The 18,221-nt window shown below is 74.7% G+C and carries 14 protein-coding genes; 11 read left to right on the top strand and 3 right to left on the bottom strand.

Going from position 1 to position 18,221, the window contains the following annotated elements; translation table 11 throughout:
- Positions 1-215 precede the first annotated feature (215 nt).
- From AC3ET3_RS31255 to AC3ET3_RS31245, 3 genes are all read left to right on the top strand, one after another.
- Positions 216-1,064: a GNAT family N-acetyltransferase gene (locus AC3ET3_RS31255; protein WP_432139354.1), complete on the top strand. Its 849-nt coding sequence runs from the start codon at positions 216-218 to the stop codon at positions 1,062-1,064.
- A gap of 52 nt (positions 1,065-1,116) precedes the next feature.
- The gene (locus AC3ET3_RS31250; protein ID WP_432139355.1) at positions 1,117-1,650 is read left to right on the top strand and encodes a GNAT family N-acetyltransferase; all 534 of its coding nucleotides are present in this window, start codon (positions 1,117-1,119) and stop codon (positions 1,648-1,650) included.
- A 71-nt stretch (positions 1,651-1,721) separates the two neighbouring features.
- Positions 1,722-3,422, top strand: coding sequence for a proline--tRNA ligase (locus AC3ET3_RS31245; protein ID WP_432155612.1), 1,701 nt, complete (start codon positions 1,722-1,724; stop codon positions 3,420-3,422).
- A gap of 203 nt (positions 3,423-3,625) precedes the next feature.
- Here the strand turns inward: AC3ET3_RS31245 and AC3ET3_RS31240 are convergent, their stop codons facing one another.
- From AC3ET3_RS31240 to AC3ET3_RS31230, 3 genes are all read right to left on the bottom strand, one after another.
- Positions 3,626-4,525 carry an aminoglycoside phosphotransferase family protein gene (locus AC3ET3_RS31240; protein WP_432139357.1) on the bottom strand — a complete coding sequence of 300 codons (900 nt, stop codon included), beginning with the start codon at positions 4,523-4,525 and terminating at the stop codon, positions 3,626-3,628.
- Positions 4,526-5,297: 772 nt separating this feature from the next.
- On the bottom strand, positions 5,298-5,828 hold the full coding sequence (locus AC3ET3_RS31235) for a ferritin-like domain-containing protein (protein WP_432139358.1): 531 nt from the start codon (positions 5,826-5,828) through the stop codon (positions 5,298-5,300).
- The gene (locus tag AC3ET3_RS31230; RefSeq protein WP_432139359.1) at positions 5,825-6,475 is read right to left on the bottom strand and encodes a hypothetical protein; all 651 of its coding nucleotides are present in this window, start codon (positions 6,473-6,475) and stop codon (positions 5,825-5,827) included. Before AC3ET3_RS31230 ends, AC3ET3_RS31235 begins: the two co-directional genes overlap by 4 nt.
- Positions 6,476-6,657: 182 nt before the next feature.
- On the opposite strand from AC3ET3_RS31230, the gene rimP reads away from it, so the two are divergent.
- The 8 genes from rimP to AC3ET3_RS31190 all read left to right on the top strand — a co-directional run bounded on the left by rimP (position 6,658) and on the right by AC3ET3_RS31190 (position 18,168).
- Complete coding sequence (rimP, locus tag AC3ET3_RS31225; protein WP_432139360.1) at positions 6,658-7,164, top strand: ribosome maturation factor RimP; 507 nt, start codon at positions 6,658-6,660, stop codon at positions 7,162-7,164.
- A gap of 2 nt (positions 7,165-7,166) precedes the next feature.
- On the top strand, positions 7,167-8,153 hold the full coding sequence (nusA, locus tag AC3ET3_RS31220) for a transcription termination factor NusA (protein ID WP_432139361.1): 987 nt from the start codon (positions 7,167-7,169) through the stop codon (positions 8,151-8,153).
- A gap of 101 nt (positions 8,154-8,254) precedes the next feature.
- Positions 8,255-8,551, top strand: a complete 297-nt coding sequence (locus tag AC3ET3_RS31215) for a YlxR family protein (RefSeq protein WP_432139362.1) — start codon at positions 8,255-8,257, stop codon at positions 8,549-8,551.
- Between the two features lie 147 nt (positions 8,552-8,698).
- On the top strand, positions 8,699-11,725 hold the full coding sequence (infB, locus tag AC3ET3_RS31210; protein ID WP_432139363.1) for a translation initiation factor IF-2: 3,027 nt from the start codon (positions 8,699-8,701) through the stop codon (positions 11,723-11,725).
- Between the two features lie 139 nt (positions 11,726-11,864).
- Entirely contained in the window at positions 11,865-12,158 is a 294-nt protein-coding gene (locus AC3ET3_RS31205; RefSeq protein WP_432139364.1) for a DUF503 domain-containing protein, read from the top strand.
- 34 nt (positions 12,159-12,192) lie between these two features.
- Positions 12,193-12,642, top strand: a complete 450-nt coding sequence (gene rbfA / locus AC3ET3_RS31200) for a 30S ribosome-binding factor RbfA (RefSeq protein WP_432139365.1) — start codon at positions 12,193-12,195, stop codon at positions 12,640-12,642.
- Positions 12,639-13,544, top strand: a complete 906-nt coding sequence (truB, locus tag AC3ET3_RS31195; RefSeq protein ID WP_432139366.1) for a tRNA pseudouridine(55) synthase TruB — start codon at positions 12,639-12,641, stop codon at positions 13,542-13,544. The genes rbfA and truB overlap by 4 nt, the downstream gene beginning before the upstream one ends.
- A gap of 247 nt (positions 13,545-13,791) precedes the next feature.
- Positions 13,792-18,168, top strand: a complete 4,377-nt coding sequence (locus AC3ET3_RS31190) for a hypothetical protein (RefSeq protein ID WP_435613321.1) — start codon at positions 13,792-13,794, stop codon at positions 18,166-18,168.
- Positions 18,169-18,221 lie beyond the last annotated feature (53 nt).

Below are 18,221 nucleotides of genomic sequence, written 5' to 3'. Positions count from 1 at the left end.
TGCAGGCGGACGGCGTGACGAGCGGGGAGCCGTCGATCTCGGTCGCGGGCTGACCAAGCCCAGGCGCAGCGCCCCGTGAGGGGCGCGGGGACTGCGCGAGCACCCCCCGAATCGCACGGGCACGCACACAGCCCCCCGAGCGGTCGGGCGCAGGGCGGCGTACCTCAGCTCCCGCAGGTACAGTGCGGAAACCAGCAGTTCCCCGGAGGACCCCCGTGTTGACCCAGACCACCTCCCGGGTCCTCGAACCGAGCGACCTGGACGCCGCCCTCGCCGTCCTCGACCGCGAGCCCGTCGCGAACGCCTTCGTGACGTCCCGCGTGCAGGCCGCCGGCCTCGACCCCTGGCGCCTGGGCGGCGAGATGTGGGGCTGGTACGAGGACGGAATGCTCACGTCCCTCTGCTACGCCGGCGCCAACCTCGTCCCCATCTGCGCCACCCCCCGCGCCGTCCGCGCCTTCGCCGACCGCGCCCGCCGCGCCGGCCGCCGCTGCTCCTCCATCGTCGGACCGGCCCGGACCACCGACGACCTGTGGCGCCTGCTGGAACCCAACTGGGGCCCCGCCCGCGACGTCCGCCGCCACCAGCCCCTCATGGTCACGGACCGCGTGCCGGCCGACATCACCCCCGACCCGTACGTCCGCCGCGTCCGCAAGGACGAGATGGAACGGATCATGCCGGCCTGCATCGCGATGTTCACCGAGGAGGTCGGCGTCTCCCCGATGGCCGGCGACGGCGGCCTCCTCTACCAGGCCCGGGTCGCCGAACTCGTCGGCGCCGGCCGCTCCTTCGCCCGCTTCGACGAGCACGGCAAGGTCGTCTTCAAGGCCGAGATCGGCGCCGCCACCGCCCAGGCCTGCCAGGTCCAGGGCGTCTGGGTGGCCCCCGAACACCGGGGCCGGGGCATCGCGGCCCCCGCCATGGCGGCCATCCTGCGCCACGCCCTCGCGGACGTCGCCCCGGTCGTCAGCCTGTACGTCAACGACTTCAACACCGCGGCGAGAAGGACGTACAGCCGGGTCGGGTTCCGGGAGGTCGGCGCCTTCATGAGCGTGCTGTTCTGAAGCGTCTCCTTCTCGGCCCCGGCACCCCCCGCACCCCCTGTACGCTCCCCGCATGGACCTCGTCATCGGCCCCCTGGACCTCTCCGCGCACGTGGACGAGGCGCTGGCGGTCCAGGCAGTCGCCTTCGGCCTGGGCCCCGACGAGGTGGCGGTACGCCGCCAGATCGTCCTCAGACACATGACCTCCCCGGGCGCCCGCGCCCTCGGCGCCACCACGCCCGACGGCCGGCTCGCCGGCTTCGTCTACGGCATGCCCAACGACCGCGCCCACTGGTGGTCCACCGTCGTCGAGCCCTACCTGCGCGCCCGGGGCAACGACCACTGGCTCGACGACTCCTTCGTCATCACCGAACTCCACGTCCACCCGGCCTACCAGAACCGCGGCGCGGGCCGCGCCCTGATCACCACGATCACCGACAGCGCCACCGAGCCCCGCTCGATCCTCTCCGCCATCGACACCGAGAGCCCCGCCCGCGCCCTGTACCGCTCCCTCGGCTACCACGACCTCGCCCGCCAGGTCCTCTTCCCCAGCGCCCCCCGCCCGTACGCCGTGATGGGCGCCGTGCTGCCCCTGCTGCGCCGTTAAGGATTTCCGGCCGGGCCGCCCGCCCGGCTAACCTCCTGCCATCACCCTCACGCAGCAGGAGTACGAGAACCATGGCCAACGCACCGGTCCAGCGCATGTCGAACTTGATGGCGAAGACGCTGCGCGACGACCCGGCGGACGCCGAGGTCCTCAGCCACAAGCTTCTCGTCCGGGCCGGCTACGTCCGCCGCACCGCCGCCGGCATCTGGAGCTGGCTGCCCCTCGGCAAGAAGGTCCTCGCCAACGTCGAGCGCGTCGTCCGCGAGGAGATGGACGCCATCGGTGCCCAGGAGGTGCTGCTCCCCGCCCTGCTGCCCCGTGAGCCGTACGACGCGACCGGCCGCTGGGACGAGTACGGCGCCGAGCTGTTCCGCCTGCAGGACCGCAAGGGCGGCGACTACCTCCTCGGCCCGACCCACGAGGAGATCTTCACCCTCCTGGTGAAGGACCAGGCGTCCTCCTACAAGGACCTGCCGGTCATCCTGTACCAGATCCAGCACAAGTACCGCGACGAGGCCCGCCCCCGGGCCGGCATCCTGCGCGGCCGCGAGTTCCTGATGAAGGACTCCTACTCCTTCGACCTCGACGACGACGGCCTCGCCCGGTCGTACGCCCTGCACCGCCAGGCCTACCAGCGCATCTTCGAGCGTCTCGGCCTCGACTACCGCATCTGCGCCGCCACCGCCGGTGCGATGGGCGGCTCGAAGTCCGAGGAGTTCCTCGCCCCGGCCGGCGCCGGCGAGGACACCTTCGCCGACTGCCCGAACTGCGACTTCGCGGCCAACACCGAGGCGATCAGCTACCAGCTGAAGCCGGTGGACGGCTCCGCCGTGCCCGCCGCGGAGGAGATCCCCACCCCCGACACCCCGACCATCGAGACCCTCGCCGCCTCCCTCGGCGTCCCGGCCTCCGCCACGCTGAAGAACCTGCTGGTGAAGGTCGACGGCGAGATCGTCGCCGTGGGCGTGCCCGGCGACCGCGAGGTCGACATGGGCAAGGTGGAGGCGCACTTCGCCCCGGCAGCGGTGGAGATGGTCACCGAGGCGGACTTCGCCGAGCGCACCGACCTGGTGCGCGGCTACGTCGGCCCGCAAGGCCTGGAGAAGGTCACGTACCTCGCCGACCCGCGCGTGGCGCCCGGCACCGCCTGGATCACCGGCGCCAACAAGCCCGACCTGCATGCGAAGAACGTCGTCGCCGGCCGGGACTTCCAGGTCGACGAGTACGTCGACGTCGTGGTCGTCCAGGAGGGCGACCCCTGCCCGAAGTGCGGCACCGGCCTGAAGCTGGACCGCGCCATCGAGATCGGCCACATCTTCCAGCTGGGCCGCAAGTACGCCGACGCCCTCAAGCTCGACGTCCTCGGCCAGAACGGCAAGCCGGTCCGCGTCACCATGGGCTCCTACGGCGTCGGTGTCTCCCGCGCGGTCGCGGCGCTCGCCGAGCAGACCGCCGACGACAAGGGCCTGTGCTGGCCCGCCGAGGTGGCCCCGGCCGACGTCCACGTGGTCGCCGCCGGCAAGGCCCTGCAGACCGAGCTGGCTCTCGACGTCTCCGAGCGGCTCGCGGCGGCCGGCCTGCGGGTCCTCGTCGACGACCGGGCGGGCGTCTCCCCGGGCGTGAAGTTCACCGACTCCGAGCTGATCGGCGTACCGCGGATCCTCGTGGCGGGCCGGCGCGCCGGCGAGGGTGTCGTCGAGCTCAAGGACCGCCGCACGGGCGAGCGCGAGGAGCTGACGGTCGAGGAGGCGGTCGCCCGCCTCACCGCCTGACGCGCGCGCCGGACGCGGTGTCGCTCCAGGTCACGCGAGGTGGTGCCGGCGGTGCCGGGGGAAGCACCCCGGCACCGCCGGCGACTGTTACCGGGCGCCCCGGGTACTCGTCGTGCGGCGACCGTGCTCCCACGACGCGTCTCATGTGCGGTCGCCACCAGCCGGGCGCCGCGGGGGTCACGTCCTCGGAGCCGGGTCCCCTCTCAGAGCCAGCTCGCGAACTCCAGCAGCAGCTCGGCGTCCCGCCGGCGCCCCACCCGGCGGGCCCGCACCCCCGACTCCACCGCCCGGAACAGCGTCCAGCCGCGCAGCCGCTCCTGGTCGACCTCCAGGGACTCCGCGAGCCGCTTCACCCGGCGCCGGGTGGTCGTCGCCCCCGACGGTGAGGCGATCAGGTCCTCCACGCGGTCGCGCACCAGCCGCGCCAGGTCGAACGCGCCCTCCCCGACCACCGGGTCGGGCCCCACGGCCAACCACGGCACCCGGTCCCCGGAGAGCACCTTGCTCTGCCGGAACGTACCGTGCAGCAGCAGCTCCTGCGCCGGGCCGGCCAGCAGCTCCTCGCGGGCCGCGAGCGCCGCCTCCACCAGCGGCGCCACCTCCGGGTCACGCCCGGCGCTCGCCCGCATCGCCGCCGCCTGCCGTCCGGTGCGCCCGGCCACCGTCTCGAACCCGTGCCCGGCCGACGGCGTCACCCACAGGCGGCGCAGCGTCCCCGCCGCCTCCAGCAGCGCCTTCGCCTCCGGCAGCGACCGCAGCGAGACGTCGGGGTGCAGCCGCTCCAGCAGCAGTGCCCCGTCGGGCGAGGTGTCCTCCAGCAGTCGTACGGCGCCCAGCCCGGCCCACCGCGCGAGCGCCGCACGCTCCGCCTCCGGCCGGAACCGGGGCGGGGCCAGCTTCAGCACGGCCGGAGTGCCGTCCGCCCGCCGCACCAGCAGCACCAGGCTGCTGCGGCCGCCGGGCACCTGAACCCGCTCCGCGGTCGAATCGCGCAGCGCGACGGCCCTGTCCACCGCCTCCGGCAGCCTTTCCAGCCAGTCGTCACCGTCGGGTGCCGTCTCACCGAGCGCCCTGGCCAGACGCTGCGGCGGTTCGAAAACCATGCGCGAGTCGTTCCCTTCCTGCCCCCGGTCGCACCGACGGCCCCACGTCCCATCACCCCGACGGCCCGCCCACGTCATCCCGACGGCCCGCCCCGCCCTTCCGGGCACCACCGCGCCCGACGGCCCACCCACTGCCGTCGCGCCGGAGGTCCTGCTGCGGCGTCGGCTCCGGCGATCCGGTGGTTCCGGCCTCGGCCGGCTTCCACTGCCGGAGGCCGCTCAGGCCGCTCGCCGACGGAACCGGCAGCCCCGCAGCCCCGGGCCCCGGCCGCGTGGCCCCCGGCACTCAGGCGCCTCATGTCCGGCCCGCGGCCCGTGCCCCGCCCGCTCGGACGCCGTGCCTCGGGCCCGAGGGCCGTGCCTCCGCTCGTTCCCACACCCGCCGCCGTGCGGTCCCGGGGGCCGCGCCGGGCTTTCCGGTGCCGACCTCCGAGGCCCGCGGTCCTGACCCGGGTCATTGTGCTGGGTGCCCCGGGTGACGCTGGGACGCGCCCCGGCGATCCGGGCGCCTGCCCACGACGACCCGGGCCAAACACACTCTCTCAGCCCGGCACCGGCCGCCGACCACGCCCCGGTGTGCCCGGACGTGCCCCGACCGGTCCGGTGTCCGCCCGCGGCGCCTCGGCGGTCCGGCCACCGCCCTGGCGCCTTGCCCGCCGGGCCCCTCCCCGCGGCCGTTCACCCCGACCGCCGATCACCTCGACGACGCCGGACCGGCGCATCCGGGGTGCCGGCGGCCCACCGCGGCTCGTCCGGTGTGCCCGGCGCCGCGTCACCTCGACGGGGTCGACGAAGAGCGGACCCGCTCCGGCGACGGCCCCGGAGCCGGGGAGTGGCCCGATCGGCCCGGGGCGCCGGCGGCGGCCGTCTCGGTGCGCTCGGCGCGCTCGGCGAGCCCCGGGAAGGCCACGCCGCCGCCGCGCCAGCGCACCGCCCGCACCGCCGCCTCCCGCAGTGCCACGGCCGCCTCCCGCCGCCGCGCCCCCGCCGTCGCCCGCACCAGGTCGGAGTACACCCCGGACACCCGGTCCTCCAGCTCGGCCGCGAGCCGTACCGCGGCGACCGAGTCGGCCACCGGGAACGGCAGGGCGTACCCCGCGCTCGCCGCGACCGGCGTCGCGCCCCGGTCGTGCACCTCGCGCATCAGCGCGTCGCGCCGCGCCCGGTGCGCGTCGTACCCGGACCGTGCCTCCGTGCGCCGCTCCTCGCGGATCCGCCCGCCGACGACCCCGTAGCCGTACACGGCCGCGTGCTCGGCCGCCAGCGCGGCCTGCAGCGCCCGCAGCTCGTCCGCCGCGCTCATCGGGCCTCCTCGGTGAGCAGGTACGCGTGCGCCGCTCCGGCCGCCGCCACCGACGCCAGCAGCCGCGCGGACTCACCCGGCAGGTCGAGCAGCGCGGTGATCCGGGCGTCCGAGAGCGCCCGCTCGGCTTCGGCCAGACCGGCCAGGGCAGCCTTCGGATCCACCGGCACGGAAGCACTGGACCCGGACCCACGGGACCGGGAGGCACCGGGCGCCGGAGCGCTCGCCCCGGAAGGCGCCGGCGCCGATCCGCTCGGCCCCGCACCAGCCGGAGCGGACGCGGCCGGAGCCGACGCCGACCGGGACGGCGACGGGGACGACGGCGACAACGGCGCCCGTGGCGCCTTCACCTCGCCCCCGAACGCCTCCACGTGCCGTACGACCTCCGCCCTGAGCGGCGCCAGCCGCCCCGTCAGCGCCGGATGCGCGGCGAGCACCGCGTCGTACCGCTCCACCAGCCCGGCGCTGTCCCGCGCCGCACGCGCGCGTGCCTGGTCCGCCGCGGAGGGACGGGTGGGGCTCTCGCCCGAGGCGGAGCCGTCGGACCCGGGAGAGCAGCCGGCGAGCAGCGCGGCCCCGGCGGCCGAGGCGAGCAGGGATCTTCTGCGCGGTCCCGACGGGGAGCGCGGCGGCGGAGCGTAGGGCACTGCGGACGTCCTCGGGGAGCTCGTGCGGCGGAAAGCGGGAGAAGGCGGGCCCCGGGCCCGTGATCACCGTATCGTGCACTCTCCGTACCCAGGTGGACGGCAACACCCTCCGCGACCGGATACCCTTTGACCTGACACGCGACCCATCCCACAACAGCACACGCGGCCGAGGAGTCACCCGGATGAGCACCACCCCCAGCGAGAGGCTGCGAGAACTGCTCGAACCGCTCGTCACGGCACAGGGCCTCGATCTCGAAGAGCTCGCCGTGGACTCCGTAGGGCGAAAGCGGGTGCTGCGCGTCGTCGTCGACTCCGACACCGGAGCCGACCTGGACAGAATCGCCGATGTGAGCCGCGCGCTCTCGGCGAAGCTCGACGAGACGGACGCGATGGGCGCGGGCGCCTACGACCTGGAAGTCGGCACGCCGGGCGCGGAACGCCCCCTCACCGAACACCGCCACTACGTCCGGGCCGTCGGCCGGCTGGTGAAGTTCCAGCTCGCCGAGGGCGGCGACCTGGTGGCCAGGATCCTGAAGGTCGACGACGAGGGCGTCGACCTGGAGGTGCCCGGGGTCAAGGGCCGCAAGGCCACCGCACGCAGACTCGCCTTCGCCGAGGTCGCCAAGGCGCGCGTGCAGGTCGAGTTCAACCGCAAGGACACGCACGAAGAGGAAGCAGAGGAGGCGTAGCCGTGGACATCGACATGAGCGCCCTGCGGGGCTTGGTCCGGGAGAAGGAGATCTCCTTCGACCTGCTGGTCGAGGCGATCGAGTCGGCCCTCCTCATCGCCTACCACCGCACCGAGGGAAGCCGCCGACACGCGCGCGTGGAGCTCAACCGGGAGACCGGGCATGTGACCGTGTGGGCGAAGGAGGACCCCGAGGACCTGGCGGAGGGGCAGGAACCCCGCGAGTTCGACGACACGCCGTCCGGCTTCGGCCGGATCGCCGCGACCACCGCCAAGCAGGTGATCCTGCAGCGTCTGCGCGACGCCGAGGACGACGCCACGCTCGGCGAGTACGCGGGCCGCGAGGGCGACATCGTCACCGGTGTGGTCCAGCAGGGCCGCGACCCGAAGAACGTGCTCGTCGACATCGGCAGGCTGGAGGCCATCCTGCCGGTGCAGGAGCAGGTCCCCGGCGAGACGTACCCGCACGGCATGCGCCTGCGCTCGTACGTCGTCCGGGTCGCCAAGGGCGTGCGCGGACCGTCGGTCACACTCTCACGCACCCACCCCAACCTGGTGAAGAAGCTCTTCGCGCTGGAGGTTCCGGAGATCGCCGACGGGTCGGTGGAGATCGCCGCCATCGCGCGTGAGGCCGGTCACCGCACCAAGATCGCCGTCCGTTCCACCCGCTCCGGCCTGAACGCCAAGGGCGCCTGCATCGGCCCCATGGGCGGCCGGGTGCGCAACGTCATGGGCGAGCTGAACGGCGAGAAGATCGATATCGTCGACTGGTCGGACGACCCCGCCGAGATGGTGGCGAACGCGCTGTCACCCGCGCGGGTGTCCAAGGTCGAGGTGGTGGACATGGCCGCCCGGTCCGCCCGGGTGACCGTCCCCGACTACCAGCTGTCGCTGGCGATCGGCAAGGAGGGTCAGAACGCGCGCCTCGCCGCCCGGCTGACCGGCTGGAGGATCGACATCCGGCCGGACACCGAGCAGCCCGGGGAATAGATCCCGGACGCGCGGCGCTCACTTCACGACAGATTACCGGCGGCAAGTGTTCGATTCCTGCCCCCAAAGGGTGAGGCCGGTGCGGGGAGGTAGACTTAGCTGTGTCTGGCCGGACGCACGTCGGCTCATGCCCTGAACGCACCTGTGTCGGGTGCCGGGAGCGAGCGGCCAAGAATGATCTGCTGCGGATCGTGGCGGTCGAGGACGCATGCGTCCCCGATCCTCGCGGTACGCTGCCCGGCCGGGGTGCGTACGTGCACCCCGCCGCGGCCTGTCTCGACCAGGCGGTGCGCCGCCGGGCGTTCACGCGGGCACTCCGTGCCCCGGGCACGCTCGACACAAAGGCGTTGCGCCGGTACGTCGAGCAGACAACAGTTGCCGATCGGGCAACACCGTAAGACGAGCCGTACGGAACAACCCGTGCGGCCTGGTACCTCGCGAGTCGAAAGCAGGTCGAGATTGCGATGAGCACTCGATGAGTACGCGATGAGTACGCCCATGAACTAGCGACGGTCCGGACGCAACCCGGACCTCAAAGGAGCGAAGTGGCTAAGGTCCGGGTCTACGAACTCGCCAAGGAGTTCGGTGTGGAGAGCAAGGTCGTCATGGCCAAGCTCCAGGAACTCGGTGAATTCGTCCGTTCGGCGTCTTCGACCATCGAAGCGCCCGTTGTACGCAAGCTGACCGACGCCTTCCAGGGCGGTGGCAACGGCAAGTCCGCCAAGCCCGCCCCGCGCAAGGCGTCTCCCAAGCCTTCCCCCGCGCCGTCCCCGGCGCAGGCGGCCCGTCCGGCCGCGCCGAAGCCGGGCGGCCCCAAGCCTCCCGCGGCGCAGCCGCCCGCGTCCGCGCCGGCCCCGGGCCCGCGTCCGGTGCCGGGCCCCAAGCCCGCGCCGCGTCCCGCCCCGGCCGCGCCGGAGTTCACCGCTCCGCCGGCGGCCCCGGCCGCGCCCCAGGCGCCCGCCGCCCAGGGCCCGCGTCCCGGTGCCCGCCCCGGCCCCAAGCCCGGCGGTGCCCGTCCCGGCGCGCCCGGCCAGGACCGTCAGGGCGGACAGGGACAGCGTCCCGCCGCCCAGGGCCCGCGCCAGGGTGGCGCCGGCGCGCCGCGTCCGGGCGCCCGTCCGTCCGGTCCGCGTCCGGGCAACAACCCCTTCACCTCCGGCGGCAACGCCGGAATGGCCCGCCCGCAGGCGCCCCGCCCGCAGGGCGGTCCGCGTCCCGGCCCCGGCGGTGCCCCCGGTGGCGGTCCCCGTCCCCAGGCGCCCGGCGCCCAGGGCGGCGGCCCCCGTCCGCAGGGTCCCGGCGGCTCCCGGCCGTCCCCGGCGGGCATGCCCCGTCCGCAGGGCGGTCCGCGTCCCGGCCCGGCCGGTCCGCGTCCGAACCCCGGCATGATGCCGCAGCGTCCCGCTGCCGGCCCGCGTCCCGGCCCCGGCGGCCGTGGTCCGGGCGGCGGTGCGGGCCGTCCCGGCGGCGCCGGTCGTCCCGGCGGCGGCGGCTTCGCCCGTCCCGGTGGCGGCGGTGCCCGTCCGGGCGGTGGCGGCGGCTTCGCCGGTCGTCCCGGTGGGGGCGGCGGCGGTGGCGGCTTCGGTGGCGGCGGTGGCCGTCCCGGCTTCGGCGGCCGTCCCGGCGGTCCCGGTGGCCGCGGTGGCACGCAGGGCGCCTTCGGCCGTCCCGGCGGTCCCGCGCGTCGCGGCCGCAAGTCGAAGCGGCAGAGGCGCCAGGAGTACGAGGCCATGCAGGCCCCGAGCGTCGGCGGCGTGATGCTGCCGCGCGGCAACGGCGAGACCATCCGTCTCTCCCGCGGCGCGTCGCTCACCGACTTCGCGGAGAAGATCAACGCCAACCCGGCGTCGCTCGTCGCCGTGATGATGAACCTCGGCGAGATGGTCACCGCCACGCAGTCCGTCTCCGACGAGACGCTCCAGCTCCTCGCGGACGAGATGAACTACAACGTTCAGGTCGTCAGCCCGGAGGAGGAGGACCGCGAGCTGCTCGAGTCCTTCGACATCGAGTTCGGCGAGGACGAGGGCGACGAGGAGGACCTGGTGGTCCGCCCGCCGGTCGTCACCGTCATGGGTCACGTCGACCACGGCAAGACCCGCCTCCTCGACGCCATCCGCAAGACGAACGTCATCGCGGGCGAGGCCGGCGGCATCACCCAGCACATCGGTGCCTACCAGGTCGCCACCGAGGTCAACGACGAAGAGCGCAAGATCACGTTCATCGACACCCCGGGTCACGAGGCGTTCACCGCCATGCGTGCCCGTGGTGCGCGGTCGACGGACATCGCGATCCTCGTCGTCGCGGCCAACGACGGCGTCATGCCGCAGACGGTCGAGGCGCTCAACCACGCCAAGGCCGCCGAGGTCCCGATCGTCGTCGCGGTCAACAAGATCGACGTCGAGGGCGCCGACCCGACCAAGGTGCGCGGTCAGCTGACCGAGTACGGCCTGGTGGCCGAGGAGTACGGCGGCGACACCATGTTCGTCGACATCTCCGCCAAGCAGGGCCTGCACATCGACAGCCTGCTGGAGGCCGTGATCCTCACGGCCGACGCCTCGCTCGACCTGCGGGCCAACCCCAGCCAGGACGCGCAGGGCATCGCGATCGAGTCCCGTCTCGACCGCGGCCGCGGCGCCGTGTCGACGGTCCTCGTCCAGCGCGGCACGCTCCGGGTCGGCGACACCATGGTGGTCGGCGACGCGTACGGCCGGGTCCGGGCGATGCACGACGACAACGGCAACAGCGTGGCCGAGGCCGGCCCGTCGACGCCGGTCCAGGTCCTCGGCCTGACCAACGTCCCGGGCGCCGGCGACAACTTCCTGGTGGTCGACGAGGACCGTACGGCCCGTCAGATCGCCGAGAAGCGTGCCGCCCGCGAGCGCAACGCGGCCTTCGCCAAGCGCACGCGCCGTGTCTCGCTGGAGGACCTGGACAAGGTGCTCAAGGCCGGCGAGGTCCAGCAGCTGAACCTGATCATCAAGGGTGACGCGTCTGGTTCCGTCGAGGCCCTGGAGTCCTCCCTGCTCCAGCTGGACGTCGGCGAAGAGGTCGACATCCGCGTCCTGCACCGCGGCGTCGGTGCGGTCACGGAGTCCGACATCGACCTGGCCATGGGCTCCGACGCCATCGTCATCGGCTTCAACGTCCGGGCAGCCGGCCGTGCGCAGCAGATGGCGGAGCGCGAGGGCGTGGACGTCCGGTACTACTCGGTCATCTACCAGGCGATCGAGGAGATCGAGGCGGCCCTGAAGGGCATGCTCAAGCCGGAGTACGAAGAGGTCGAGCTCGGCACGGCGGAGATCCGCGAGGTCTTCAAGTCGTCCAAGCTGGGCAACATCGCCGGTGTCCTCATCCGCTCGGGCGAGGTCCGCCGCAACACCAAGGCACGCCTCATCCGCGACGGCAAGGTGGTCGCGGAGAACCTCAACATCGAGGGCCTGCGTCGCTTCAAGGACGACGTCACCGAGATCCGCGAAGGGTTCGAGGGCGGTATCAACCTCGGCAACTTCAACGACATCAAGGTCGACGACGTCATCGCGACGTACGAGATGCGCGAGAAGCCGCGCGCGTGACCTGACACGCGACCGGGGCCGGTCGGCGGAAGTTATTTCCGTCGATCGGCCCCGGCCGTTGCGTGTACGGTTCCCGTATCGGCGCCGCACCTGAGCGCGGCGCCCGTACCCCGAACCGGCGGGACATCCGGACACACACATGTACGTGGGGACTCTGTCCTTCGATCTGCTCCTCGGCGACGTCCACTCGCTCAAGGAGAAGCGCTCCCTGGTCCGCCCGATCGTCGCCGAACTCCAGCGCAGGTACGGGGTGAGCGCGGCGGAGACGGACCACCAGGACCTCCACCGCAGGGCCGGGATCGGGCTCGCCCTCGTCTCGGGGGACACCGGGCACCTCAGCGACGTACTGGACCGCTGCGAGCGGCTGGTCGCCGCGCGGCCCGAGGTGGAGCTGCTCTCCGTTCGACGCAGACTCCACAGCGACGAAGACTGAAGCAAGAAGCAAGAAACGTTAAGGAGACGGACCAGTGGCCGACAACGCGCGGGCCAAGAGGCTGGCGGACCTCATCCGGGAAGTAGTGGCCCAGAAGCTGCAGCGCGGGATCAAGGACCCGCGGCTGGGCTCGCACGTCACCATCACGGACACCCGGGTCACGGGTGACCTCAGGGAGGCGACCGTCTTCTACACGGTGTACGGCGACGAGGAGGAGCGCGCGGCCGCCGCCGCGGGCCTGGAGAGCGCCAAGGGCATCCTGCGCTCCGAGGTCGGCCGCGCGGCCGGCGTGAAGTTCACGCCGACCCTCACGTTCGTCGCCGACGCCCTCCCGGACAACGCCCGCACCATCGAGGACCTCCTCGACAAGGCGCGCGCGTCCGACGCCAAGGTGCGCGAGGCCTCCGCGGGCGCCGACTTCGCGGGCGGGGCCGACCCGTACCGCAAGCCGGGTGACGACGAGACGGACGACACCGCCGAATGAACCGCAAGACCACCGCGCCCGACGGCCTTGTCATCGTCGACAAGCCGTCGGGCTTCACTTCGCACGACGTCGTGGCCAAGATGCGCGGCATCGCCAGGACCCGCCGCGTCGGCCACGCCGGCACCCTCGACCCGATGGCGACGGGCGTCCTCGTCCTCGGCCTGGAGAAGGCGACCAAACTCCTCGGGCACCTCGCCCTCACGGAGAAGGAGTACCTGGGCACGATCCGCCTCGGCCAGACCACCCTGACCGACGACGCCGAGGGCGACATCACCGCCTCCGCCGACGCCTCGCAGGTCACCCGCGACGCCGTCGACGCCGGGATCGCCAAGCTCACCGGCGACATCATGCAGGTGCCGTCCAAGGTCAGCGCCATCAAGATCAACGGCGTGCGGTCGTACAAGAGGGCCCGCGAGGGCGAGGAGTTCGAGATCCCCGCCCGGCCGGTGACCGTCTCCTCCTTCACGGTGTACGACGTGCGGGACGCCGTGGCCGAGGACGGCACTCCCGTGCTCGACCTGATCGTCTCCGTGGTCTGCTCCTCCGGCACGTACATCCGCGCCCTCGCCCGCGACCTGGGTGCGGGCCTCGGCGTCGGCGGCCACCTCACGGCCCTGCGCCGCACCCGCGTCGGCCCCTACAAGCTGGACTCCGCCCGCACCCTCGACCAGCTCCAGCAGGAACTGACCGTCATGCCGATCGCCGACGCGGCGGCGGCCGCCTTCCCCCGCTGGGACGTCGACGCCCGGCGCGCCCGGCTGCTCACCAACGGCGTCCGCCTGGACATGCCCGAGGAGTACGCGGGCGCCGGCCCCGTCGCGGTGTTCGACCCCGACGGCCGCTTCCTGGCCCTGGTGGAGGACCAGAAGGGCAAGGCGAAGAGCCTGGCCGTGCTGGCCTGAGCCGCCCGCTCGCCGTAGTAGCCCGTGGAGCGGCGGACACGGGGCACGCCCCCGCCGCTCCACGGTCCCCCCTCGGTTCCCCCACCCAAGGGTGTATCCAACGACCCCCCTCGGTTCACCCGTCCGGACGGGCGCTCGGAGTGAACCGAGGGAGCGTGAGGGGGCGCGTTCGTCCGGCGATCTGTCCCGCTGATCACCGCCCGCCTACCGTCGAACCGAGGCAGGGCACGCGGCGGGAGGTACGACGATGGCGGAGACGGTGCCACCCCGGGCGGCGGCCGCACACGGCTCGCCGCCGGTGACCGCCGTCGCCCCCGGCACGGCCCTGATCCGCGTCCGCGACGTCGCCGGCCGGCCACGCGGCACCGGCTTCCTCGCCGACCACCGGGGCACGGTGGTCACCAGTCACGAGGCGGTCGACGGCCTGCCCCGCCTGGTCCTGCACGGCCCCGGGGACCGCGCCTGCGTCGTCACGGCTGACGAGGTCACCCCGCTGCCCGAGCGGGACCTCGCCCTGATCCGCACCGACGGCCTGGGCGCCACCCCCCTGCCGATCACCGCGCGGGACCGCGTCGACACCGGCACCTACGTACGGATCGCCGCCGGCCGCTGGCGCGAGGCGCGGGTGCTGACCGCCGGCCCCGTCACCTACCCGGCCACCGACCGCCACCATTTCATCGACGACGCACTCGAACTGGCCATCGGCACCGACGGCCGGGATGCCCTGCGGCTCGGCGGGCCCGCCTGCGGGGGGCCGGTCCTGGACGGGACGACCGGCGCCGTGCTGGCGGTGCTGGGCACGGCCCTGCGCTCCGCCCACAACGACACCGGCTTCGCGGTCCCGCTGCGCACGCCGAACCCGCCCGACGGTCCGCTCGCCGACCTCCTCGCCCGCAATGCGGTGACGGTCCCCGCCTACGGAGCCGACCTCAACCTCGCGGGTGTCCTCGAACTCACCGCCACCTCGGTCGGCTCCGACGGCCCCGCGGGCCCGCTGTCCGGCCGGGACGGGACGGCGGTGGAGCCGGTCGAGCGGACGTGGGTGACTCGGGAGACGGCTGCGTTCGCCTGGGGGAGTGGTGGGGGTTCTGAGAGTCGCTGCGGTGGGCGGCTGGCGGGAGCTTCGGGTGGGGAGTTGGCGGGGGCCTGTGGTGGGGCTTCGGGGGGTGTCTGCGGCGGGGCTTCGGGGGGTGCCTGCGGCGGGCGGGGGACGAGGGTTGCGGGCGAGGGGCCGGGAGGCGCCTGCGGTGAGGGGCCGACGGGGCATTCGGCCGGCGAGGCATCGAGGGCTTGGGGAGGGGGCTCGGCCGAGGTCTGCGGCGGGAGTTCCGGCGGGGCCTTCGGCGGGCGTTCGGCGAGGGGTGCCGTCGGTCATGACGTGGCCGCTTGCGGCGACGGGCCCGCAGTGGCCGCCGGGAGGTCCGGCGGGGTCCTCGCCGGTGGCCCCACGACGCACGCTTTCGGCGGGAGCCCGGCCGGGTCCTTCGGCCGGAGCCCCGCCGCCGACGGCACGGGGAGGCCCAACGCCGACGGCACGGGGAGGCCCACCGGGGCCTCCGGTGGAAACGCCGCAGGGGGTGCCGCACGGGCCGGCGCCGGGGACGGCGTGGCGGCTTCCGGTGGGAGTGCTGCCGGGGCGGCTCCCGCCGGTGCACCCGCCGCCTGCGGTGGCAGCCCCGCCGGGACCGTCGCCGGGGCCGCCCCCGGCGGCAGCCCTGGCGTGCCTTGCGGCGAACGAGCCGTCGAGGTGCGCGGGGAGCGCTGCGACGGGGCTTTCGCCCCAGGGGACGGCCTCGGCGCGCCCTGCGGCGAACGCCCCGACGGTGCCCACGGAGGGCGCCCCACCGCCGTACTGGCCCTCGTCGGCGCTCCCGGCAGCGGCCGTACCACCGAACTGGCGGCCCTCGCGGCCCGCCGCGCACGGGGCCGGCGTCCGGCGCCGACGCTGTGGCTGCGCGGAGCGGACCTCGGCGAGGACGACACCTCGATCGCGGACGCGGCCCACCGGGCACTCGCCCGGGCGGCACGCATCGTCGCGGCCTCCCGTCCCGACGCCGCGGCGGACCTGGGCGACATCACCCCCGACCGCCTGGCCCACCTCGCGTCCGCGGCCGGCCGGCCCCTGATGCTGCTCCTCGACGGCCCCGAGGAGATGCCACCCGTCCTGGCCCACCGCCTCCCCGCGTGGACCCGGGGCACGGCGGCCTGGCTGCGGGACACCGGTGCGCGACTGGTCGTGTCGTGCCGGCCGGAGTACTGGGAGGGCGCCGGCGCCGAGTTCCCGCAGGAGATGCTGTACCGGCCGTCCTCGGCGTCCCCCGACGACGAACACCCGGCGGCCGGGGACGGAAGGGACGGAAAGGGCGGGCCCGGCGCCGACGAGACCCTCCCGCCCTGCCTCCGCCTCACCGATCTCACCCCCGTCGAGGCCGCGGAGGCCCGCCGCCGCTACGTCATCCCCGCCGGAGCCCTCACCGAACCCGCCGCTCGCCACCCCCTCACCCTCCGCCTCCTGTCCGAGGTCCGCGCCGCCTGCCCGGCCCTGGACGACCGGCCCGACATCGACCGTGACGCCGTCTTCACCGCCCACCTCGACCTGATGTGCCTGCGCGTCGCCGTCCGCCTCGCCGCCGAGAACGGTCTGCGCGGCACCGCCGTACGCCGGCTCGCCGCCAAGGTGTCCGGTCAGGTGCACGCGGCCGCGCGACGCAGCCTGGGCCCGGGCCAGGGCGAACTGGACCGCGAGTCGTTCGAGGCGGTCTTCCCCTGGGGCCCGGCCCCCGCCCGTCTCGGCGGCGGCACCGGCTGGGCGTCCGCCGTGCTCACCGAGGGCCTCCTGGTCCCGGCCGGCGGCGGCTACCGCTTCGCCCACGAGGAGCTCGCCGACTGGATCCAGGGCATGCACCTGGACCTCGACGAGGCACTGCGCACCCTGGTCCACCGCCCGCGTACGCCGGCCGACCGGCACCCGCTGCCCGTACCGCACCACCGCATCGGCCCGGTCGTCGAGTCCCTGCTGCACCTGGCCCGCCAGCAGGGGCCGGACGAACTCGCCGCCCGGCTGCGCGACTTGGTCGCCGCCTGGGAAGCGGCCCCGGACAGCTGGTGGGCCGCCCGGCTGCTCACCGAGACGGCGCGGCGGGTCCCGGACGCCACGCCGTACCTTCCCGTCCTGCGACTCCTCGCGGACCGCGTCGTGGCCCACCGGCGGAGGCCGGAGGGGACGCCAGGGACGCCACCCGCTCCCGACGGAACCGGACCGGCCGCACCTCCCGCGCTGCCCCGGGAGTTCGCCCCCGACTTCTGGACGTCCCTCACCCTGCCCGCCGACATCCGCCTCGACCTCCTGCGCCGCCTGGTCCTCGCCGACCCCGCCCCCCAGGACACCGGCACCCCCCGCTACCTCGACGCCGTCGCCCGGCTGCTCGCCGCCGACCCCACCGCCGTACAGCCGCGGCTCACCCGCTGGTTCGACGACGAGCGGCCGCTGCCCGCGACCCCGCACGCGACCGTGGCCACGGCCGCACAGGCCCTGTTGCACACTCACCGCCACGGCGCGCTGGACCACCTCACCGAGGTGCTGGCCGACTGCGCCCACCGGCGCGCCGACCAGCTGCTGGCGGTGCTGGCCGAGGACGAACCGTCGGCCCTGTGCCGCGCGGTGGACCGCTGGGCGCACGACGAACGGCCGGACCGCCGGGTCGCGGCGGTGGCGTACGGGCTGCGTGCCGTCCCCCACGTCCACACCGACGCCGACCGCCGCCTGCTGCGCCACGCGGCGCTCGCCCTGCTCGCCCGCCCCGCCGACGTCACGCTGCACAGCGGCGCCCTCGCCCTCCTCGTACGCGATCCGGAAACCCGCGCCGCCCACCTCCCGCAGGCACTGGAGCGCTTCGCCGCCGGGGACCCCGGCCTGGAACCGGACTCACTGCTCGCCGCGCTGGACACCCACCCGGAGCCGGTCCTGGACGCCTTCCGCGCCCGGCTGAACAGGCCCGGCGCGGACACCGGCCGGACCCTGCGCGCACTCGCCGACGTCACCACACCCGCACTGGCCGGCCGCGTCGCGGTGCTGGTACGGGAGGCGCTGGCGCACCGGCCCGACACGGCCGCCGGTGTCGCCGCGTACGTCGACCGCCGGCTGGACCAGGGGCCCGCCGCGCGAGCGGTGCTGGTGCCACTGGTCACCGTGGTGCTGACCGGCGGCCCCGAGCGGGTACGGGCCGCCCTGGCCGCCGTGCTGGCCGCGCCCGGCGCTCCCGCGTCCCGGCCGCTGCGCCAGGAGCTGCGCGAGTTCCAGCTGGCTCACGAACGGGAGCCGTCCGTCCTGGCGGCCGTGCTGCACGCCGTCGCGCCGTACGCGGTCCCGCCGTACCCGCTCCAGCGGTATGAGGGGGAGGAGGCACGCGCACTGGTGCGCCGCGTAGGGCTTCTGATGGTCCGCACCCCTGAGGGCGCCGCCCTGTTCGACCGCGGCCTGGTCGATCTGGGCCGTCATGTGCCCGGCTTCGCGGCCCGGGTGGCGGGCTGGCTCATCGAGGCGCCGGGGGAGTGGGCGGCGGTGGTCGGCCCCAGCGCCCGCCGCATGATCGAGAATCAGGCCGGGGTGCGGGTGCCGGCGTGACGCCGCCCGCCGGGCGCCCGCGGATTCCGCGCGTTCCCCCGCGACACGTGCGC

Source organism: Streptomyces sp. bgisy159 (genome assembly GCF_057707805.1).
This window is presented reverse-complemented; position numbering and strand designations above follow the sequence as displayed.